Origin of the sequence: Rhodohalobacter sp. SW132 (assembly GCF_003390325.1) — a bacterium.
Classification (GTDB): domain Bacteria; phylum Bacteroidota; class Rhodothermia; order Balneolales; family Balneolaceae; genus SW132.
The window spans coordinates 156797-179164 of record NZ_QUOK01000009.1 but is presented as its reverse complement, the minus strand read 5'-3'; the positions used below and the strand labels follow the sequence as shown (position 1 = coordinate 179164).

At 45.8% G+C, this 22368-nt stretch carries 19 protein-coding genes; 13 read left to right on the top strand and 6 right to left on the bottom strand.

What is annotated here, in order from left to right:
* Positions 1 to 214: 214 nt before the first annotated feature.
* Positions 215 to 2935, top strand: coding sequence for an aconitate hydratase AcnA (gene acnA / locus DYD21_RS16055; protein WP_116038017.1), 2721 nt, complete (start codon positions 215 to 217; stop codon positions 2933 to 2935).
* A 221-nt stretch (positions 2936 to 3156) separates the two neighbouring features.
* Entirely contained in the window at positions 3157 to 3993 is an 837-nt protein-coding gene (gene purU / locus DYD21_RS16050) for a formyltetrahydrofolate deformylase (RefSeq protein WP_116038016.1), read from the top strand.
* On the opposite strand, the gene DYD21_RS16045 is transcribed toward purU, so the two are convergent.
* Entirely contained in the window at positions 3982 to 4176 is a 195-nt protein-coding gene (locus tag DYD21_RS16045) for a hypothetical protein (protein WP_116038015.1), read from the bottom strand. The two genes, purU and DYD21_RS16045, sit on opposite strands and share 12 nt — an antisense overlap.
* A gap of 93 nt (positions 4177 to 4269) precedes the next feature.
* Here DYD21_RS16045 and trxA point away from each other — a divergent pair, with 93 nt between their 5' ends.
* The 4 genes from trxA (at position 4270) to DYD21_RS16025 (ending at position 10393) form a co-directional block, all read left to right on the top strand.
* A complete protein-coding gene (gene trxA / locus DYD21_RS16040) occupies positions 4270 to 4596 on the top strand; it encodes a thioredoxin (protein ID WP_116038014.1) in 327 nt (108 codons plus the stop codon).
* 267 nt (positions 4597 to 4863) lie between these two features.
* Positions 4864 to 5964 (top strand): efflux RND transporter periplasmic adaptor subunit, encoded by a 1101-nt coding sequence (locus tag DYD21_RS16035; protein ID WP_116038013.1) that lies wholly within the window; start codon positions 4864 to 4866, stop codon positions 5962 to 5964.
* Positions 5961 to 9068: an efflux RND transporter permease subunit gene (locus DYD21_RS16030; RefSeq protein WP_116038012.1), complete on the top strand. Its 3108-nt coding sequence runs from the start codon at positions 5961 to 5963 to the stop codon at positions 9066 to 9068. The genes DYD21_RS16035 and DYD21_RS16030 overlap by 4 nt, the downstream gene beginning before the upstream one ends.
* A complete protein-coding gene (locus DYD21_RS16025; RefSeq protein WP_116038011.1) occupies positions 9065 to 10393 on the top strand; it encodes a TolC family protein in 1329 nt (442 codons plus the stop codon). The genes DYD21_RS16030 and DYD21_RS16025 overlap by 4 nt, the downstream gene beginning before the upstream one ends.
* A gap of 14 nt (positions 10394 to 10407) precedes the next feature.
* On the opposite strand, the gene DYD21_RS16020 is transcribed toward DYD21_RS16025, so the two are convergent.
* Positions 10408 to 10833 (bottom strand): ATP-binding protein, encoded by a 426-nt coding sequence (locus DYD21_RS16020; protein ID WP_116038010.1) that lies wholly within the window; start codon positions 10831 to 10833, stop codon positions 10408 to 10410.
* Positions 10834 to 10946: 113 nt separating this feature from the next.
* Complete coding sequence (locus tag DYD21_RS16015) at positions 10947 to 12251, bottom strand: Glu/Leu/Phe/Val dehydrogenase (RefSeq protein ID WP_116038009.1); 1305 nt, start codon at positions 12249 to 12251, stop codon at positions 10947 to 10949.
* Between the two features lie 246 nt (positions 12252 to 12497).
* Here DYD21_RS16015 and DYD21_RS16010 point away from each other — a divergent pair, with 246 nt between their 5' ends.
* The 6 genes from DYD21_RS16010 to DYD21_RS15985 all read left to right on the top strand — a co-directional run bounded on the left by DYD21_RS16010 (position 12498) and on the right by DYD21_RS15985 (position 18012).
* Positions 12498 to 13631 carry a hypothetical protein gene (locus DYD21_RS16010; RefSeq protein ID WP_199535570.1) on the top strand — a complete coding sequence of 378 codons (1134 nt, stop codon included), beginning with the start codon at positions 12498 to 12500 and terminating at the stop codon, positions 13629 to 13631.
* A 154-nt stretch (positions 13632 to 13785) separates the two neighbouring features.
* The gene (locus tag DYD21_RS16005; RefSeq protein ID WP_199535569.1) at positions 13786 to 14214 is read left to right on the top strand and encodes an HNH endonuclease; all 429 of its coding nucleotides are present in this window, start codon (positions 13786 to 13788) and stop codon (positions 14212 to 14214) included.
* Positions 14215 to 14385: 171 nt separating this feature from the next.
* The gene (gene mnmA / locus DYD21_RS16000; protein WP_116038007.1) at positions 14386 to 15522 is read left to right on the top strand and encodes a tRNA 2-thiouridine(34) synthase MnmA; all 1137 of its coding nucleotides are present in this window, start codon (positions 14386 to 14388) and stop codon (positions 15520 to 15522) included.
* A gap of 59 nt (positions 15523 to 15581) precedes the next feature.
* Positions 15582 to 16346, top strand: coding sequence for a hypothetical protein (locus tag DYD21_RS15995; protein WP_116038006.1), 765 nt, complete (start codon positions 15582 to 15584; stop codon positions 16344 to 16346).
* Positions 16347 to 16354: 8 nt separating this feature from the next.
* Positions 16355 to 17083, top strand: a complete 729-nt coding sequence (locus DYD21_RS15990; RefSeq protein ID WP_116038005.1) for a 5'-nucleotidase C-terminal domain-containing protein — start codon at positions 16355 to 16357, stop codon at positions 17081 to 17083.
* The gene (locus tag DYD21_RS15985; protein WP_116038004.1) at positions 17080 to 18012 is read left to right on the top strand and encodes a bifunctional UDP-sugar hydrolase/5'-nucleotidase; all 933 of its coding nucleotides are present in this window, start codon (positions 17080 to 17082) and stop codon (positions 18010 to 18012) included. The genes DYD21_RS15990 and DYD21_RS15985 overlap by 4 nt, the downstream gene beginning before the upstream one ends.
* A gap of 341 nt (positions 18013 to 18353) precedes the next feature.
* Here the strand turns inward: DYD21_RS15985 and DYD21_RS15980 are convergent, their stop codons facing one another.
* The 3 genes from DYD21_RS15980 to DYD21_RS15970 all read right to left on the bottom strand — a co-directional run bounded on the left by DYD21_RS15980 (position 18354) and on the right by DYD21_RS15970 (position 20984).
* A complete protein-coding gene (locus tag DYD21_RS15980) occupies positions 18354 to 18833 on the bottom strand; it encodes a transposase (RefSeq protein WP_147303619.1) in 480 nt (159 codons plus the stop codon).
* Positions 18834 to 19524: 691 nt separating this feature from the next.
* The gene (locus DYD21_RS15975) at positions 19525 to 20373 is read right to left on the bottom strand and encodes an anti-sigma factor domain-containing protein (protein WP_116038002.1); all 849 of its coding nucleotides are present in this window, start codon (positions 20371 to 20373) and stop codon (positions 19525 to 19527) included.
* A complete protein-coding gene (locus DYD21_RS15970) occupies positions 20370 to 20984 on the bottom strand; it encodes a sigma-70 family RNA polymerase sigma factor (protein WP_147303618.1) in 615 nt (204 codons plus the stop codon). Before DYD21_RS15970 ends, DYD21_RS15975 begins: the two co-directional genes overlap by 4 nt.
* A 157-nt stretch (positions 20985 to 21141) precedes the next feature.
* Between DYD21_RS15970 and DYD21_RS15965 the strand changes: the two genes are divergently transcribed.
* Positions 21142 to 22326, top strand: coding sequence for a metallophosphoesterase (locus tag DYD21_RS15965; RefSeq protein WP_116038000.1), 1185 nt, complete (start codon positions 21142 to 21144; stop codon positions 22324 to 22326).
* The last annotated feature ends 42 nt before the right edge of the window (positions 22327 to 22368 follow it).

Below are 22368 nucleotides of genomic sequence, written 5' to 3'. Positions count from 1 at the left end.
ATTATCCCAAAAATCCTGTATTTTTAAGGATCGAAAGTATTTAAAAAATAAGAATGCTGCTGTGGCTGCATATTGATTTCACACTTTTTGAGTGTACTCTTCTCAATAATATTTTAATTGAGGTTTGAATGGTGGAACATTCAATTGATAATAGATAGCCATTTCGTCGCATACATCAGATTTAAAACCAAATAACTGAAACAGAGGTTTAATAATGGCCGATAAGAATCCACTTCTAAAAACAAGAATTCCGATTCCCGGAGCTGACAATAATGTCCATGCATATAGTTTGAAAAAACTTGAGGAGATGGGCTATGGTTCTGTCAGCAAACTGCCTTTCACGATAAAAGTTCTCCTTGAAGCCGTTCTGCGGGAGTATGACGGATATACAGTAACAGAAGATGACGTGAAAATTCTGGCAGATTATAACGCCAAGAATCCAAGCGGTGAGATTCCATTTAAGCCGTCGCGTGTAGTGCTGCAGGATTTCACCGGTGTTCCGGCTGTTGTTGATCTCGCCGCACTCCGATCCGCGATGAAACGCATGGGCGGAAATCCACAATCCATCAACCCGCAGGTTCCGGTTGATCTTGTGATTGATCACTCTGTTCAGGTTGATATGTTTGGTCAGGAAGCCGCATTTATGTTCAATGTTGAGCGTGAGATGGAGCGAAACAACGAGCGGTACGAATTTCTGAAATGGGGACAAAAAGCATTTGATAACTTCCGGGTAGTGCCTCCGGGCCGCGGAATTGTTCACCAGGTAAACCTTGAATACCTGGCGAAGGGCGTGTTTACACGAAAAGAAGATGACGGCACGACCGTTGCCTATCCAGATACGCTGGTGGGAACCGACTCCCATACTACTATGATTAACGGACTCGGAATCCTCGGATGGGGCGTTGGCGGTATCGAAGCGGAAGCCGCGATGCTGGGGCAGCCGATCTACATGCTCGTTCCCGAAGTAGTGGGAGTGAAGCTGACCGGAAAACTCCGTGAAGGTATCACCGCAACCGACCTTACGCTGACTGTTACCGAAATGCTTCGCCGACATGGTGTGGTAAGCAAATTTGTAGAGTTTTATGGGCCGGGACTGAGCAATATGAGTCTGCCGGATCGCGCGACGATTGCGAATATGTCGCCCGAGTACGGAGCAACCATGGGTTTCTTTCCGATCGACAGCGAAGCACTGCGATACATGCGCCGAACCGGCCGTGATGAAGAGCTTGTAAAACTGGTTGAAGCATACACCAAAGAGCAGGGACTTTTCAGAACTGACGATACTCCTGATCCCGAGTTTTCAGAAACACTGCAGCTGGATCTGGGTGATGTTGAAACTTCCCTCGCCGGGCCAAAGCGTCCGCAGGACAGAATTACCCTGCCGAATATGAAGAAGACGTTCGAATCATCCCTGACCAGTGATGACCCAACCATGGGCTTTAATCTGACGCAGGAAAAACTGGCCAACAAAGGGATATTCAAAAATGGTCAGGAAATTGAAATGAAGCATGGCGATGTGGTTATCGCGGCGATCACAAGCTGTACCAACACATCCAACCCGAGCGTAATGCTGGGTGCGGGAATCATCGCCAAGAAGGCTGTTGAAAAAGGAATGAAAGTTCCTGCGTTTGTGAAAACATCGCTGGCTCCCGGTTCACGTGTGGTTACGGAATACCTGAATGAAGCCGGTCTGACCGACTATATGGATAAACTTGGGTTTAACCTGGTGGGATACGGATGTACAACGTGTATCGGAAATTCCGGTCCGCTCCCAGAAGCGGTTGAGACAGCCGTGAAAGAGGGCGACCTGATTGTTGCCGGTGTGCTTTCCGGAAACCGGAACTTCGAAGGACGGATTCACCCCTATGTGAAAGCGAACTATCTTGCATCACCGCCGCTTGTAGTAGCATACGCGCTTGCAGGTACGGTTGACATCGATCTGGACAAAGAACCGATCGGTAAAGATGGAGATGGCAACGACGTATACCTGAAAGATATCTGGCCATCATCGGATGAAATCGCCGAATTTCTTGATGAAGCGATTCGTCCCGAGCTGTTTGATAAGATGTACGGCGATATTTTTGAATCAGAAACGTGGGATAAAATCTCCGTGGGCGAAGGCGAACTTTATGAGTGGAAGCCGGAATCCACCTACATCCAGGAGCCGCCGTTCTTCCAGGGAATGGGCGAAAATCCGGAGCCGATCAAACCGATTACCGGAGCCAAAACCCTCGTGAAAGTGGGCGATTCCATTACGACCGATCACATTTCACCTGCAGGAAATATCAAAACGGACAGCCCTGCCGGCGAATACCTGATTGACAACGGTGTTGAAGTGCGCGATTTCAACTCCTACGGATCACGAAGAGGAAACGATCGCGTGATGACCCGCGGAACCTTTGCCAATGTTCGATTCAAGAATCAGCTTGCACCGGGCACGGAAGGCGGATTTACCAAGTACCACCCATCCGGGGAGATCACCACGATCTATGACGCTGCCGAACGCTACAAAAAAGAGGGTACACCTCTTGTGGCACTGGCAGGTAAAGAGTACGGAACCGGATCATCCCGTGACTGGGCAGCAAAAGGAACCATTCTTCTTGGTGTGAAGGCGGTTATTGCAACGTCATACGAAAGAATTCACCGCTCAAACCTCGTCGGGATGGGCGTGCTGCCTCTACAGTTTGCGGATGGCGAAAGCCACGAATCGCTCGGGCTGGACGGCTCGGAAGAGTTTAACATCCATATTGATGACAACCTGAAGCCGCGACAAACCGTGAAGGTGGAAGCGAAAAAAGCCGACGGAACCATCGTGAAGTTTGACACGGTCAATCGTATCGACACACCGGTGGAAATCGACTACTTCCGTAATGGCGGTATCCTCCACAAAGTCCTGCGCGACTACGTGGAAGAAGACAAAAAGCAGCGGGCATAACACTCACTGCGGTTACATAGATTCTAAACCTGCCGGGACTTCAGTGATCCGGCAGGTTTTTTTATGGGCGGCAGATCCGCAGAATGGCAGAAATCTCAGACCTCCAAGGTTTCTAAAACCTTGGAGGTCTTGATTCGAAAAATAACCCTTTTACAATCATCCCATCTTTCCCGATAATAGAGGCTTACATCAAACCACGTTGAACAGAGCTAAAAAAACCAATGCCGGATCGAATTATACTGATTGAATGCCCCGATGAGAAAGGGCTGATCTACAATATCACCAAAGTAATCTATAAGCATAATCTGAATGTGACCGCGAACCAGGAGTTTGTGGATCAGTATTCAAACACCTTTTTTATGCGCACAATGGTGGAGGGAAACGGATGGAGTGATGAGATTGAATCTGAGCTGAACAGTGTATTGCCTAATAACGCCACCGTTCGCGTTGCGATTCTGCGGAAAAATCCGCTTGTGATTTTGGCGACCAAAGAGCCGCACTGCCTGGGTGAGATCCTGCTCAAGAACCGGTATGGGGAGCTGGAATCGGATGTGAGGGCAGTGGTAAGCAATCATGATCATCTGCGATCCCTGGCCGAATCGTTCAATATTCCGTTTCATCATGTACCGGTGGGCGATCTGTCACGCGAGCAGCACGAAGAGAAGATTTTAGAAGCGATAGCTCCGTACGATCCGGAGTACCTGGTCCTGGCAAAATATATGCGGATCTTCACGCCCGGTTTCGTAAAGCAGTTTCCCAATCGCATCATCAATATCCATCACTCGTTTTTGCCGGCATTTATAGGTGCATCACCGTACCAGCAGGCGTATGACCGCGGGGTGAAAATTATTGGGGCGACAGCTCATTTTGTCACCGAAGATCTTGACGAAGGCCCGATTATCGCCCAGGATGTGATGCCGGTGAATCATACCTATACCGCCAAAGGGATGGCGCAGGCAGGACAGGATGTGGAGAAACAGGTTTTGACCCGTGCACTGAAACTGGTGCTGGAGGAAAGAGTTTTCATTTACAGGCACAAAACGATTTTATTTGAGTAAAATCTGAAGACCTGCAAGAGTATCCGGCGTATTTCGGGATTCCTGGCAGGTCTGAAGTTGTAAAAAGTGAAAAGGCAGAAGTGAAAAGTAGTTCGAAGCTCCTGCTTCGACCGGTTCGGGTCCCAGGCTGACGTCTGCATTTGCCGTCTGGGTAGGCTGAAGTGACTCCGGTATTCCATCCATAACATTTCGTGATAAATAGCATAGGAGATCGTTATAAGTATAATCCAAAATTATTTGCGATATTGTATCAAACACTAAAAAAAGGACATAACAATGAGTAATACAGTAGAGTTTACAGACGATAATTTTTCAGATGAAGTAGAAAGTAACAGTCAGCCGGTTTTGGTTGATTTTTGGGCGGAATGGTGCGGCCCCTGCAGGATGGTTGGCCCTGTTGTTGATGAAATTGCGGGCGAATATGAAGGGAAGGCCAAAGTTGGTAAAGTTAATGTAGACAACAACCCTGAAACATCCGTGAAATATGGAATTCGCAGTATTCCTGCACTACTGATCTTCAAAGACGGAGAAGTAGTGGATCAGATTGTTGGCGCTGTGCCTAAAGCCCAGATTAAGAAACAGCTTGACGCTCAGCTTGCATAACTTTCGGGCAAATGAGTACCAGGAATTAGAAGGCGGTTATGAGAAATCATGGCCGCCTTTTCTTTATGTAATGAACTATCGGTGTTCAGAAAGGAAAAATCTAAATATTCCGCAATTCGAAAGGGGAATTTTCGTTTCCTGAATAATGAAGTATGCAGCCATCCGGGTAAACTACAATATTTTACATAACACGTTCTAATGAGTCAGAACTATATGCTAATTTAGAACGTTGGAATTTCACGACTTTATAGCAATTCATTTTTTTACATGGGTAAAGTTACCAAACGCGTTATCGCCATTACAATAATTCTACTTGTTTTCGGAGCATTAGCCTATCCGAAAGTAAAACCACTTTTCAGTTCTCCTTCAGGACAGAATGGTGAAAACGGTATGCAGCAACAACGTTCTGCCGATGTGCTGAGGGCCGAAGCGGTGGTTATGGAAACAGAAACCATCGAAGACAGAATCTTCTCAACCGGTACGCTTGAAGCCAATGAAATCGTAGATCTTACGGCAGAGATTTCGGGTCTCGTAACCGGCGTTTATTTTGAAGAGGGCCGGGAAGTGGAGCAGGGAGATCTGCTATTGAAAATTAACGACAGTGAACTGCAGGCTGAGAAGTCGCGGGCTCAATATCGTCTGAATCTTGCAGAACAGCGAGAGGAGCGTCAGACCCGGCTCCTGGAGAGGGGAGGAATCAGCCAGGATGAGTACGATGCAACGCTGAATGAAGTAAATGTACTGCGTTCCGAGATCGAACTGATTGGGGCCCGAATTGATCAAACCGAATTGAAAGCTCCATTTTCGGGGAAAGTGGGTTTAAAATATATCAGTACGGGAAGTTATATCAGTCCCGGCACAAGAATTGCCACCTTGCAGGAGATCGATCCGATAAAAATCGATTTTTCAATCCCGGAGCGCTACCTGGCCCGTGTGGATGTCGGCGATAAAATTCAGTTTAACGTACAGGGCTACGACTCCACATTTGCTGGCGAAGTGTATGCCATAGAACCGCGAATTAATACCGAAACCCGAACTCTTCAGGTCCGGGCTTTAAGCGGTAATAGTGGTCAGCTTCTTTTTCCCGGCGCATTTGCCAATATTGAACTTATTCTGGATGAAATTGATGATGCAATTCTTATCCCATCCATCGCTTTGGTTCCCGAATTGAATGCCCAGAAAGTGTATCTGTCCCGAAACGGAAAAGTTGAAGAGGTAAGAGTTCGAACCGGAATCCGAACGAGTAACCGAATTCAAATTATAGAAGGCGTTTCACCGGGTGATACCGTACTTACAACCGGAATTCTTCAGGCAAGGCAGGGGATGGACCTCGAGCTGGCTGAAGTTCGAAGGGGGAGTGAGCAATGAGCCGAATATCCTCCCTGAGTATCCGAAGGCCGGTTCTGGCATCGGTCATGTCTATTGTCATTGTGCTATTTGGCGTGATCTCTTTTTTCTACCTGGGAGTTCGAGAATATCCTTCTGTCGACCCGCCGATCGTCACCGTTTCCACATCCTACATTGGTGCGAATGCCGATGTAATTGAATCCCAGATTACCGAACCGCTTGAAGAGTCGATCAATGCGGTGGCCGGAATCCGTACGCTTACAAGTGTCAGCCGGGAGGGGCAAAGCACGATTACGGTTGAGTTTGATCTCGAAGTGGACCTTGAAGCCGGAGCCAATGATGTTCGGGATCGCGTGGCATCAGCACAGCGAAACCTGCCGCCCGATGCTGATCCGCCTACTGTTCGCAAAGCCGATGCCGATTCTTTTCCCATTATTTTTCTGAATGTGAACAGCGACCGAAGGGATCTGCTGGATCTCACCGATATCGCCGACCGGGTATTTAAAGAGCGGCTTCAAACCATTGCCGGAGTGAGCGAAATTCGAATCTGGGGTGCAAAAGAATACTCCATGCGGTTGTGGATGGATCCAATGAAACTAGCGGCCTACGGAATTACTCCGCTGGATATTCAAACCGCACTGCAGGGCCAAAATGTGGAGCTGCCAAGCGGACGAATTGAAGGAATGACCACCGAACTGTCCGTTCGAACCATGGGGCGGCTCACTACTGTTGAAGAGTTCAGCAACCTGATTGTGAAAGATGAAGGCGGAAGCACAGTACGTTTTCGAGACATTGGCTATGCCGAGCTTGAAGCGCAAAATATGCGAACCGTGCTTAAGAGGAATGGGGTGCCCATGGTTGGTGTGGTTGCAATTCCCCAGCCAGGCACAAATCAGCTTGAGATTGCTGAAGAATTTTTTGTGAGACTGGAGCGAATTGAAGCTGATTTGGATGATGATATCAACCTTGCAATCGGCTTTAATACCACTGAATATATTCAGGATTCGGTAAACGAAGTGCAGCAGACGGTATTTATCGCCCTGGCGCTGGTTATTGCCGTGATTTTCCTGTTTCTGCGAAGCTGGCGCACGACTCTCATCCCGATTATTGTGATCCCGATAGCACTCATCGGTACGTTTTTTATCATGTATGTTGCCGGATTTTCGATTAATGTGCTGACGATGCTTGCGATCGTGCTTGCGATAGGTCTCGTAGTGGATGACGCCATTGTTGTTCTTGAAAATATCTATGCAAAGATGGAGCAGGGGCTCAAGCCAATTGAAGCCGGAATTCTCGGTTCTAAAGAGATCTTCTTTGCGGTTGTAGCAACATCCCTTTCTCTCGTTTCAGTTTTCATGCCGATCCTGTTTTTAGGTGGGACCACGGGCCGGCTTTTTCGTGAATTTGGTGTTGCCATCGCAGGTGCTGTTATCATTTCATCGTTTGTGGCATTGACACTCACCCCGATGCTGGCTACTAAAATTTTATCCAAAGGTGCCGAGAAAAACAGGTTTTACGAAATGACCGAGCCCTTTTTTGTCTGGATAAATCAAGCCTACAAAAATTCATTGGTAGCGTTCATGAAATTACGCTGGACCGCATTTTTAGTCATGGCAGCTGCCATTGGACTTACGGTTCTGTTATTCGCAAATATTCCGCAGGAACTTGCGCCTCTTGAGGACAGAAGCCAGATGAGAATTTCAGCTACAGCACCTGAGGGGGCATCTTTTGAATACATGGATAACTACGTTGACCAAATTATTGAAACGGTTCGTGAAAATGTACCTGAACTGCATGCCATCAATACGGTTACATCTCCTGGTTTTGGCGCGGCTGGGTCCATCAACTCTGCTTTTGGATTTGTTACGCTTGTAGATCCAAGTGAGCGTGACCGCACACAAACCGAGATTGCAAATCACCTCACGGAACTTCTGGGTGGGCTTACCGGTGCACAAACATTTGTATCTGAACCGCAATCAATCGGCGGACGCGGTGGCGGATTACCGGTGCAATACGTACTTCAGGCACAAAATCTGGGGCAGCTCGAAGATGTGATACCGGAATTTCTGCAGAGGGCCAATCAACACGACGCTTTTACATTTGCTGATGTAAATCTCAAATTTAACCAGCCCGAACTGGAGATTAATATCGACAGAGAAAGGGCAAGAGCACTGGGTGTATCTGTTCGTGATATCGCTCAGACACTGCAACTCTCTCTTTCAGGGAACCGGTTCGGTTTCTTCATCATGGACAGCAAGCAGTATGATGTGATCGGACAGATGGAGCGGCAGTTCCGGAATGAACCGGTTGACCTTCGCACCATCTACGTTCGAAACAATAATGGCAATTTAATTCAGCTTGATAACTTAGTTACGCTAACCGAAACAAGCTCACCGCCGCAGCTATTCAGATTTAACCGATTTAATTCGGCGACGATATCTGCAGGATTAACACCGGGATATACCATTGGAGACGGTATCGACGCGATGAACGAAATTGCCGATGAGATTCTTCCCGGTGCTATTACAACGGATCTGGCCGGTCCCTCACGAGATTTTGCTGAAAGTGCAGCCAGCCTGCAGTTTATTTTTATGATCGCCATAGTGTTGATCTACCTGGTTCTTGCCGCACAATTCGAAAGTTTCAGAGATCCATTTATCATACTTTTTACTGTTCCTCTGGCAATTTTTGGTACGCTGCTTTCACTCTGGTATTTTGGCCAAACACTGAACATCTTCAGTCAGATTGGTATCATCATGCTGATTGGTCTGATCGCCAAAAATGGAATTCTGATTGTAGAATTTGCAAATCAGCGGCAGGAGCAGGGAATGAATGTCATGGATGCAATTCTGGACGCTTCCGCAGTTCGGTTCCGCCCAATTCTGATGACAACAATTTCTACAATACTGGGTATATTGCCCATCGCCCTGGCATTAGGTGCCGGCGCAGAAAGCCGAACTTCTATGGGTATTGCCGTGATTGGCGGACTGCTGATTGGCAGTTTTCTTACCCTCTATATCATCCCCGCCATATACAGCTACTTTGCCACTGATAAACAAGCCAAAAAAGAGATCATGGAAGAAGCGCTGAAAGCTGATGATAAATTAGAACCTGCCACTATATGATTCGATTAATTCTGCTATTGCTGTTGGCCGTAATCACATCCATTAGTATACAGCTGCAAACGGTATCTGCACAGAATGTGCTAACGCTTGAAGAAGCCGTTCAGCAGGGGCTTGAGAATAATTATAACATTCAGATTTCGAGAAATCTGCTGGAGCAGGCATCAAATAACAGGTCACTCGGAAATGCAGGTTTTTTTCCGGTAGTTGGAGCAAGTGCATCACGGGTTGAAACGATGGAAGACAGCGATCAGGAGTTTGCAGACGGCTCTGTTCAGGAGAATCGGGATGCGCGTAATACAAGTACAAATGCTGCTGTGGAGCTAAACTGGACTCTATTTGATGGCCTAAGAATGTTTGCCGGGTACAACAGGCTTGGAGTTCTTGAAGAGATCAGCGATGAGGAGCTTCGCCTGAGTATGGAAAATCTGATCACAGATATTGCCCTTCAATACTTCGAAATCGTTAGAATAAGTGAACAGGTAATAAACCTGGAAAGTAATCTCGAAGTGTCACAGGAGCGAATTGAGATTGAAGAAGCCAAGGTGGAGATCGGTTCAGGTTCAGAATATGATCTGCTCCAGGCAAGGTCGGATTTAAATGAAGACCGTTCGGCTCGTTTTCGTGAACTGAACCGGCTCTCAGAAGCGAAAATATCGCTGAATGAGCTGCTTGCTCGTGATCCCCACACGGAGTACGATGTATCAAGGAATATATCGCTTAACAGATTTTTGTCGCAAGAAGAGCTTTATCAAAAACTGATGGCTGAGAATGCGGAACTTTCACTGGCCAGGCTGCAGAAAGATATTACAAGATATGAAATCAGAGAACTTCGGGGTGAAAGATACCCTGAGATATCCTTTAACAGTTCATATTATTACGACAGAGCAGAAAACGATGGCGGGTTTTTTCGATTTAATGAAGCTCGCGGGTTGAGAGTTGGACTTACGGCACGAATAAACATTTTTGATGGATTCAATACCAACAGGCGGGTGCAAAATGCGCATATCAATCGTAAAAATGCGGAACTTGCGTATGAGTCTGACAAGCTAAGGCTTGAATCACAGTTTCTCGCAACATTCAGAACCTATCAGAACAGCCTTGAGCTACTGGACCTTGAGGAAGAAAACTTTGTGAATGCCGAGGAGACACTCGATATCGCACTGGAACGTTTCAGGCTGGGATCAATTAGTTCACTTGAATTTCGGGAAGCTCAGAGAACTCTTCTCGCGGCTGAAGACCGGCTGGTGAGTGCACGATTTGAGGCAAAAGTTGCGGAAACCGCACTGCTTAATCTGAGTGGTGAGCTGGAATTGTTGTTTCAGTAATCAAATGAAGCGGGTTAGTCAGTGCCGGATGGGTTATCTTCAAAATCAACCCGGAAATGGAGGTGTCGTCCCTCTTTTTTGAATTCTGTATGATCTGCAAGCTCCCGGATTAGAAAAACTCCTCTGCCGCTGGTATCGAGCAGGTTCTCTTCTTTTAATGGGTTTTTTCTTTCATCAGGATCAAAACCTTCCCCCTGGTCAATCACATCAGCACTGATGGTATGATTGGTTACTTCCACGGTAATATCCACCGTTTTGTTTTCATCCTCTTTATTCCCGTGGAAAATGGCATTGCTTACAGCTTCGCTAAGGACAAGTTTAAATGTTTCGCATGACGTTTCATCAAGGCTGCAATCATCACGTATTGAGTCGACGAAATCGGGTATTTTCTCCGACTCCCGGAAAGTGGATTTCAGATTCAGGTGAAACGTTTTATTCATTTTTATAAAATTGAGCCGCTGAAATGGGTAGGAACTTTAAAAAGTACCTACCCAAAATAATAAATTTTACTGCGATATTTACACAAGATTGTGCACTGCCAGAACGTGAATGATCAGGCGTAAATTCCGCGAAGTTTCAGTGTTTCAGCCACTCTGTCGATTGCATAAACGTATGCTGCCTGCCGCATGGTAATATTATGCTGCCCGCAAACGCCATACAGGTTGTCGAAGGCACTTCTCATCATTCTGTTGAGCCGGCGGTTTACGCGCTCTTCCGTCCAGAAATATCCCTGGCGATCCTGCACCCATTCAAAGTAAGAAACCGTAACGCCCCCGGCATTTGCAAGAATATCGGGAATAACCATCACGCCGTTCTCTTCAAGAATTGAATCGGCATTTGCAGTTACAGGGCCATTTGCACCTTCCGCCACTATTTTTGCCTTAATTTTATGGGCGTTATGCCGGCTGATTTGATCCTCTTTAGCTGCAGGAATCAAAACATCACACTGCAGTTCGAGCAGCTCTTCATTGGTTATTCTTTCAGCTCCAGGGTACCCTTCAAGGGAACGGTTATTTGAACTCATGTAGGAGATCGCATCAGGTATATCAATTCCACTGGCATTAAAGTAACCGCCTGAAATATCGCTTATTGCGATTATTTTTGCGCCTTGTTCGTACATCAGCTCTGCCGAAACGGAACCTACATTACCGAAGCCCTGCACTACTACAGATGTTTTATTTGGCATGATACCCATCTTGCTCAGCGCTGCAAGTGTAACCGTAACAACTCCCCGGCCGGTTGCCTCTTTTCTGCCCTGAGATCCTCCCAAAATGATCGGTTTCCCGGTTACCACTGCGGTTTCTGTTCTCAGGGAATTCATGCTGTAGGTGTCCATAATCCAAGCCATCACCTGCTCATCCGTATTCATGTCAGGGGCGGGGATATCGCGATCAGGCCCAAAAACTTCAAGGAGATTGGCTGTGTACCGCCGAGTGAGGCGTTCCAGTTCATTTTTAGAAAGCTCTTTGGGGTTACATCGAATTCCGCCTTTTGCTCCGCCGAAGGGGACATTCACAACAGCGCATTTCCAGGTCATCCATGCAGCGAGAGCTTTCACTTCATTAAGGTTAACATCCGGGGCAAATCGAATTCCGCCTTTTGACGGGCCTAAAACGTTATCATGAATAACCCGGAATCCTTCAAAAACTTTAATTCTGCCGTCATCCATAACAACAGGAATTGATACGATAACCTGCTTCACAGGGCTGGCAAGGTACTGAAACATTCCGTCGTCGAGCTGCAGAAGATCTGCCGCGAAACGAAATCGCTCCATCATAGATTCAAAAGGGGACTCTTTATCCAGCTTTGGGCCAGGTTCTTTATATATCGATGGGTTACTCGACGATTTGTTACTCATAAATCTATTAATATGGTAGCGCTTTTTTGCGCGTTCAGGGTTATTTTTTTTGTTAGACAACAGGATGAAAAAATACAGACCTTTCTGTCAATAGTGAAGCTCTGTTTTGAAAAATATGCGTGTTACTTTGTAAGCAATTATCGGCCAGTTAAATTAAATCTGAACTTGTATATCGGGTGATTCATAACATTCTCTTAATATTCAGATTGTATTTTAGTAAGCTTTATAAAGCACAAAAGTATACAGATGGGAAATAAGAAATCGCCGGGATTGAGAAGATTCATGAGAGGACTGATGAGTCTTTTGCCGGCAAGCATTGCGGAGTGGATCTGGGAAGAGAGAAGATTTCTCCTGTTGCTTGGCTTTTTCTTTATCATTTCAGGGATTTTTTACGATACCCCGCAGGTGGCCATGTGGTTAGGCTTTTTCTTCGCTGCATATTCTGCCATCGCAAACGACAGTATTCAAACAATCGGAACGTTTCTGGCTTCGAATGCTGACAAAAAGTGGTGGCTGCTCTGGTTATGGATCGGCGGAATTTTCATCGTTACGGTTTTCTACAGCTGGTATACTTACAGCGGAGATGTTACCTATGAAAGGCTCACATCACGCGGGTTCGATGAAGCCCCGGTTTCATTTAAGTTTTTGCAAGTTGCAGCGCCCCTTTTTCTGCTGATTCTCACACGGCTGAAAATGCCGGTCTCCACAACATTTCTACTGCTGAGTGCTTTTGCTGCCACTACAACAGGAATAGCGGATGTTCTGTACAAAAGTTTGTCTGGTTATTTTATCGCATTTATTGTGGCTATTGTTATTTGGCTGGGCTTGCATAAAGTTCTCAAACGGCTTTTCAGTGGTCCGGCAGGTGCATTTTGGCGTCCGCTGCAATGGGTGGTCAGCGGTATATTGTGGGCGGTATGGCTGATGCAGGATGCGGCCAATATTGCAGTGTATCTCCCCAGAAGTCTTGGGGTTTCATCATTCCTGGTATTTACAGGGTTTATATTTTTTGGCCTGGGCATTCTGTTTTACCTGCGTGGTGATCGCATTCAGCAGATTGTAACAGAAAAATCGTACGTAACGGATGTTCGCTCCGCAACAGTGATAGATGGAGTATACGCGGCCATTCTTTATTACTTCAAAACCATCAGTGTGATACCTATGAGCACCACCTGGGTGTTTATCGGGCTGCTTGCCGGCCGGGAAATTGCCATGAGTATTACCGATGCAAAAGGGAGAGGGCGACCGGTTCAACAGGCTTTTGTTCTGATCTCAAAAGACGCTGCATATGCTATTATTGGGCTGATTATTTCCATTATTATCGCCGTTGCAATTAACCCGGTTATTCTCGAAGAACTGATAAACTATTTTTTTGGTTGATATTTTGAAAAAAATGGTACATAATTAGTGCTGTCTGTACTGCGTTGAAAACCGGACAGGCTAACGGAGTTTAAAATATCTATCGATGAACAGCGGCGTATTAGTACTCAATCAAGATTATCAGCCCTTGAGCGTTTGTTCCGTACAACGTTCCGTGAAATTACTGTTTCTTGAAAAGGCTGAACTTCTGCACGACGATCCGCATCGAAAGATCCGAACGATCGATGATCACTACTCTTATCCATCGGTGATCCGGCTGCGGCGCTATATCAACCTTCCCTATAAACGAATTGTATTGTCCCGGAGAAATATTATGAAAAGGGATAATAATACGTGCCAGTATTGCGGCAGCCATTCAGACCTGACCCTTGATCATGTGATGCCGCGCAGCCGGCAGGGTGGAGATACCTGGGAAAACCTGGTGACGGCATGTAATAAGTGCAACGTGAAAAAAGGGAATCGCACACCCGATGAAGCTAACATGCAGCTGAAAACCTTACCGTACCGTCCAATACATATTACATTTTTTCAAAACCTGATGAATACGGTTCAGGACGACTGGAAGCCATATCTCTACATGTAACGGCACTGAGGCGATAGTCAGTGAGCCTGAAGTGTAAATACAGAATCGGCCGAAGGATTTTCAGCATACTACTCTATATGATTTCCCGTTTTAATCCGTTGATGCTCTTTACACGTTTTACATAGAAAATCCGTATTTTGGGTGGCTAATCAGTAAAATAAATCTTTTGATATGAGTTCTAAAGGTCGCGTACTTGTCGCGATGAGTGGCGGCGTTGATTCCTCTGTTGCTGCAGTGATGTTGCACAACGAGGGATACGACGTTATCGGTATTACCATGAAAACCTGGGATTACCACCGCAGCGGTGGGGATAACGGGAAAGAAACGGGCTGTTGTACCGTGGAATCAATGAATGATGCGCGCCACATTGCCGTAAAATACGGCTTCAAACATTTTATTGTGGATATCCGGGATGAATTCGGAGACTGGGTGATCGACCGTTTCGTTGAGGAGTATACAAGCGGACGCACACCCAATCCGTGTGTATTGTGTAATACCCATATCAAATGGGCAGCCCTGCTTAGAAGAGCAGATAACCTTGGCTGTGATTTTATTGCTACCGGCCACTACGCCAATGTTCGTAAAGAAAACGAGCGATATGTGATTTCTAAGGGAAAAGATCACGATAAAGATCAATCCTATGCCCTCTGGGGTGTGCAGCAAAAACACCTGGAACGTACCATTTTCCCGCTTGGTAAATACCGAAAGACTGAAATTCGTCAAATCGCCGAAGATTACGGATTGCTGAACGTTGCCAATAAACCGGACTCCTACGAAATCTGCTTCATACCGGATAATAACTACCACCGTTTTTTAAACGACCGGGTAGAGGGTCTGGAGGACCGTGTTAAAGGTGGCAATTTTGTTGATAAATACGGCAAAATTGTTGGCAAACATAAAGGATATCCCTATTACACGATCGGGCAGAGAAGAGGCCTTGATATCGCCCTGGGGTACCCCGTGTATGTTACCGATATTGACCCGGTGAATAATGTGATCACAATCGGCGAAAAAGAAGATCTGATCAGTACCACGTGCCGCGCAAAAGAGCTGAATCTGGTGAAGTATGATAAGATTCCCGGCGGTTCGATGGATATTATCGGCAAGATCCGGTACAACGATGCAGGGGCATCCGGCACGATAACACAGTTGGCGGATGATGAAATTGAAGTACATTTTCCTGCCGGAAGAGAAGCAATTACACCCGGACAGGCAATCGTTTGTTACGAAGGCGACGATGTTGTTGCCGGTGGGTGGATTCACAAAGTGAACATCGAAATGGATGAAAAGGAGACCATAACGGCATGAAACAAATGTGTCGCTTTGCAGGTCTAACGAGTTGATACTTAACCAATCTTCTGAAATCTATGAAAACCAATCTTTCAGTTCTTTTTATATCGGCAGCTTTTTTAGTCATTGGCCTGTTTCAGCCCGCACATGCGCAGTTTGAGGGTGAAATTCAATTTGTAATCGAAAACTTTACAGAACGGGAAGCTGAACAATCCTCCTTTACGTTTACTGCAGACCGGAATCGTATTTTTGTATCTACAAATGATGAGGTTCAGGTTCTGACCGGCTTGAAATCTGACGGACTGCTGGTCCGGAATGACCTTAATGATTTCGTTTTTAATACAGGGACAAACGAAGCGCTGAAAGTCTCAAAGGATGACCTGGATAGCCTGATGAACATGGTGGAGCGGTTTACAGGGTCCGGAAACAATAATGAAGCTGATCGTTTCGATTGGGAAACCGGGGTTGAAGAGACAGGGAACCGGCGTTCTCACCTTGGGCACGAAGTTCACGAATTCAGACTGAAAGGGGACAATGATGAGCAGTTTGTCTCGATCTGGCTCACGAGCGATATCAAAGTAAAATGGGGATTGATGGTAGATGTTTGGAACCGGGCCGGGACCCGTTTTTCTGAATCAGAACTGCCGATCGAACTGATCATGAATCCCAACAGTTTTCCTTTACTGATTGAAGTGTTCGACCGCGGTCGGGTAGCCTATAAAATAGAATCCACATCAGTAGAGACAGGAAACTTTAACCGTTCGGTTTTGGAACTGTCCGATGAAAAAAAATTGGTTGGACTTACTGAACTGATGATGAACATGTTTCGACAACAACGCTGACAGACTGAATGCAGAAATTTTTTGTACTCCTTGCGCTTTCATTACTGATCTACGGATGCTCGGGAACCCAGCATAGTATTGAGAACGATTCAGAATCTCCGGTTGACCTTGAAAGGGAAGCGAACAGAGATGATCCTCGAATAGCATCCATCCTGGAGCAATATCGAACAGAATACGATGACAAAATGGGAGTGAGGGTCGCTGAAGTGGCCTATCCTCTTGAATTTGGCTCACCCGAAAGCGCACTGGGTAATATGGCAGCTGATGCTATTCGATTCAGGGCAGCCCGGGAGGCCCGCCGTTTTATACACCTGTCAGTCATAGGAGAAAGCTCTTTCAGACTAAATTTCAACGAGGGAACACTTACACTTGGTGAAGTTCTTGAGTTTATGCCCTACGAAAATCATCTCGTGCTGTTGAAACTGACCGGTGAGATGGTGCATGAACTGAGTCAGCAGATCGCTGCACGCGGCGGAGCTCCAGTCAGTGGTATGCGTTTTCGCCTTGTTGATGGCAGGGCACAGCAGGTGTTGGTCAACTCGGAAATACTTGATCGAACGGGTGAATACTGGCTGGCTACAAGCAACTGGGTTGCCAATGGCGGAGATGATTTTACTGCGATTCTCAATCCACTGGAGCGAATAGACTATGAGCTGTCCATTCGCGATCTGTATGTTGACTATTTTCGGAATCAACGAACTCTTTCACCGGAAATCGATGGGAGGATCCGGGAGTGAGTATTATTGATCGAAAAACATTCTTGAAAACGGCATTGACCTACTCCGCCGGCGCGATGGCACTTCCATCCATGCTTCCGATCGGGAGTAATCAGCCCAAGCTCACAATTCTTTACACGAATGATACCCACGCACGGCTGGATCCCTTTCCGAAAAATGCTACTCAATTTGCTGGTCTCGGGGGAATTGCCCGGCGAGCGAATTTGATTCGCCGAATAAGAGAACAGGAAAAAAACTTGCTGCTTCTGGATGCGGGAGATGTATTTCAGGGAACGCCCTGGTTTGATGTGTATGGCGGTGAACTGGATCTCAAATTGATGAGTGAGATTCGGTATGATGCCATGGCAGTCGGGAATCATGAATTTGACCTGGGGTTAGAAGCGTTAGCTGAAGCAGCTGACAATGCTGATTTCCCTCTGTTAGCAGCCAATTATAGTGTGCATAATACTCCGCTGGATGGTGTGGTTAGAAGGTTTGTGGTAAAATCGATAGCCGGTTTGAGGGTTGGTATCTTTGGCCTGGGAATCGAACTGCCGGGTGTGGTAGACCCAAAACTGTATGGGGGTGTCCGATCGAGAGATGTGGAAGTTTGGGCAAACGGAATGGTTACAAGCCTGCGCCGATATCATAACTGCGATTTGATTATATGTTTAAGTCATCTCGGGTATGAGTATTCAGATTCCCGAATAGATGATCTGACGATTGCGCGAAAAGTAGGGGGAATTGACCTGATTATCGGCGGACATACACACACCTTTTTAGATCGGCCTGTCAGTATGATTAATCCGGAGGGCACGCGTACACTGGTAACTCAAATGGGTCACAGCGGAGTGCGTCTCGGCCGCCTGGATATTGATATTAACAGATTCATGGAAAACCGTCTGAGCGGAATTTCATCAGAATACTATGTAATAGGCGCGACAGGTTGACCCCTCGTACCGCGGATCGCCGATCCGCGACTTTGAACTGTGCACATGCAAAGAACTCTGTGAAAGGAGTGGGAGTTATTCTGATTGGGTCAAATTAGTGATCATTGGGCTTGATTTAGGTTTTGTTACGGTTCGGCGAACCGATGTACGTACTGCGGATCGCTGATCCGCGACTCGAAATTGTGCGCATGCGAAGAACTTTGTGAAAGGAGTGGGAGTTATTCTGATTGGGTCAAATTAGTGATCATTGGGCTTGATTTAGGTTTTGTTACGGTTCAGCGAACCGATGTACGTGTTGTAGATCCGCTATTTACAATCAAATCTAAATGAATCAATATGATTCAGATCGAGTCAAAAAACTCAGGTTTGCAATAACTGTGAGGCCAGTTGTCCCAATATTCAACCAATCCTGCTTTTACCGGATTATTCAAGGTGTATCGGATACAGTTCTCAAGCTCTTTATTGTTTCGAATCAGTCGGTCAAAATTTTCAGCCTGCCAAAAATGCCCTCTTCTTCCTAATCGTCGATTACATTTGCCGGCTGTAAACTTCTTCAAATCAGCGAGTATTTTTGTGACTGGAAAGTCTTTTAGTAACAGATGATCGGTGCTTTTAATCTTTGATTTATGTTCAATATGTTGAAAAACCATATGCACGTGATTCGACATGATAGAGTAGGCGTATAATTCATACAGCCTGCCATTTCTGAAATGGATCGCTTCCTCGACAATTTCAGCAATTGAACTTTTCCGCAGCCATTGTGGTCCATACAATGATTTATCGAGATATGACTCGAATTTATTTCGAATCAGTCTATCCATTTTTTGTTTGTTTTCTGAAGGTGTGACGTTCTCATCCCAAATTCCGAGTTGCTTTCTAAGCTCATTTAACTCCATAATTATATGACCAGGCAGGGATCCGTATAATCGAAAAGTTACAAAATACTCTGCACCGACAAACTGAAGATGAGGTAGGTTTCTCCGATAAAATGCCATTTTTCTTGAATTGGAATTGTTACATATCTCTCTTTATGAATACAATATAAATCAATGATGGTTGAATTTTCAAGCCGAATGTAACCTGGTTCGCCGAACCGGGAATCTAATGAACAAACGTGAATCTGTTATTTAATTCAGTAAGTGAAGAATGAAATAGGAATAGTTTTGGGTGTGCAGACTTGGAGTGACTAAAATTGGCGGATCAGCGATCCGCAGTACGTAGCCTGGTTCGCCGAACCGGGAATGTTCTGGTCTATTACGAAACCGTAATTTATTGCAGTAAGTATAGAATGGAATCGGAATAGTTCGGGGCGTACAGGCCTGGAGTGAGTAGGAGTTAGCGGATCAGCGATCCGCCGTACGAATACAGCTCCAAAAAATAAGGGCTGCCATTTGGGAATCATGACAGCCCTCGAGGGGAATTAAGATGAGATTATTATCTCATTCAACAGTATAACGCGATCTGAAATAGATTAGTCTACAGTCTGAGGAAAAGAATTATACCCGCAATATTCTACTCATTCTGCCCCAATAAATACATATCACCGGTTGGCTGCGGCATTCCACCTCTCGGCTCAAGGGTGACTGCAAATGTATTTGTTTGCTCGGAAGGCCGCTCTTCAAGCCGGTCGATTCTGTAAAAAAGGTCGGTAGCTGTCTGTTCAAATGAAAAGATTCCTGCACTAATCGGATCCTGCTCATCTTTAATCAGCCATAACTGATAATCTTGTTCGGTAGTTGGCTCAGGCAGATTCGCTACTTGTAAAAGAGCCCGTTCATTTTCGGGATCCCACACAATTTTTCCATACCCGTCAGGGTTTGTTTCCAGGCCAGCCATTAAAATCAGGCTCACCTCTCTCGATTCAAGGATCGCAAGAAGTTCTTCCTTCCGTTCAAGTTCAGATTCGAGAAGTGTCAGTAGCTGATTCTGCTCTTCAACTTCTGTTTGGAGTTCAGAGATCCGGGCTTCCTTATCATCAATCAGGGTTGACAGTTGTTGGGAGTAAAGCAAAAGCCCCAGAAGGCTGGCAAGTAAAATGGCAGCGGCGGCTTTGAAAATCCATCCATTTGCAGATTTTGGATCGTTTTCGCTCCGGGATTCCATGTTGCTGACAGATTTGGAGCCCGATACTGAAATCTCCTCCAGGACCCGGTCAAACAGATCATCCGATGGTTCCATTGGGTTGGCGGCAAGTGAAAGATCATCTTTGATACGCACCATTTGCCGGTATATTTCGAGCTGTTCCGGCGTGGCATTATCGAGCATGCGTTCGAATGTTCTCTTCTCCTCATCAGAGAGCGCACCCAGTACGTACCCGGCGCAAAGCGATTCGAAATCGTTATATGTTTCCTGCTCACTCATATCGTATCCTGATCTAACGTATCACGCAGTTTAATCATCCCCTGCCTCATCCGGTACTTTACAGTTCCAAGCGGAATATCAATCTTTTCAGCTATTTCGGATTGGGAAAGTCCGTGAAAATAGGAGATGTAGAGAACTTCACGCTCCTTTTTATGTAATGAAGCCAAAGCTTTTCGCACAGCAACAGCACGTTCAGTAAGCTGTAAATTCTCTTCAGGGTTTGGATTATCTGTACTTAAATGAAACGAATATTCATCATCATTCAGTACATAATCATCTTTTTTTCGATTTTTGAAAGCTTTTGAACGTGTTCTGTCGATTGCTTTGTTGCGGGCCATGGTTGCCAGAAAACTGTAGACGCTGCCACGCTGAGGCTCATACTGGTCTGATTTCCTCCATGCCTGTACAAATATTTCCTGAAGCAGATCTTCGGTCTCCTCACGATTGTTCAGGATTTTGTAAATCATCCCAAATAAAATTCGTTTATATCGCTCATACAGTTTTTGCAGTGAAGCTTTCTTTCCGGACTGCACCTCTTCCATCCACTCCCGATCTTCATCGGAAGCCTGGCGGGCAAACCCCAAAAGTTGTAAGATAAACTGTAGGATCACAATTCTGATAGATTATACGCAATTACATCAGCTATAGATTGCGCAGGTGGATTAATTTTTTCACAGAAAGTTAAAGGTTGTCATACTTGCAGAATTGCACTGAATATAGCTTATCTTTGCTGAAATCATAAACCCAACTTTAACCGAATTTCCTTTTATGCCCTGGCCGTTACGGATGACGCTATTGATTTCTGCCATTACCGTAATCTGCATGTTTTACAATGCGTTGCGAATCCATTGGTACACAAAGCAAACCGGGCTTTACCAGCACCATATATTTTGGGGGATTTTCAGTACTGTAGTTGTGGTAATATTTGCATATCCATTGTCAGGTTGGCTGATTAATGAAAGTTCGGGAGGGTTCTCCCGTGAGTGGTACCCGGTGTGGATGATCGCGTTGTTCTGGTTTGGTTTTATTTTTAACACAGTGCTCCTGAGCTGGATTTTAGCTGCAGACTTCATCAATGCGGTTTTAACGTGGGTTTTTCGAATTCGGCGCCCGCAACTTCAAACCATTCTCGGGTTAGCCGTTCTTGCAGTATCATTTATCGTGTTTTTTTATACAGCATCAAAAACTATCTACGATACAAACCGCGTGAAAATTGAAACGATTATGTTTGAACATCCGTCGGATTATTTTGATGAAAATCGGTCGTTACGAATTGCCCACATTTCGGAAATACACGCCGATCGATATACATCTCCGGAAAAGATAAATCGGTACATTCAAAGAACAGGTGAGCAGAATCCGGATATCGTATTTGTTACCGGTGATCTTATCTCCTCCGGATTGGATTATGTGGAGATTGCGACAGAAGCTCTCGGATCGATCAATCCGCCATTGGGTGTTCATTTTGTGATGGGAGATCACGATTACTGGTCCGGCCAGGATCAGATCGCAGAATCACTCGAAGAGCAGGGCGTGAATGTGCTGCGTGATGAGAACCAATGGATAGATTTTGGTGATACAACAATCAAAATTACGGGTGTAACGGAGGTTTACAGCACATCGATTGACCGCAGCCTGCTTAGAGAGCTTCTGAGTGAAACGAACGGCGAGCAGCTATCCATTCTGTTTTCCCACCAGGCGCCTGATGATCTGATCACTATCGCACAGGAATCCGGAACGGATGTTCTTTTAAAAGGGCACACGCATGGGGGACAGATCCGCATCCCCTTGTTTTTTAGAAAATTTACTGCAGCCAGTATGGAAACCGATTATGTAATTGGCCACTGGCTGCTCGATGATATGCTGCTGAACGTCAACAGCGGCCTCGGATTTACACTGGCCCCGCTCCGTTACAACGCCCCGGCAGAGGTATCTGTGATTGAGATAAATTAGGCAGGATTATGGCCGAATAATCCCTTATAGATTATCAAGAAC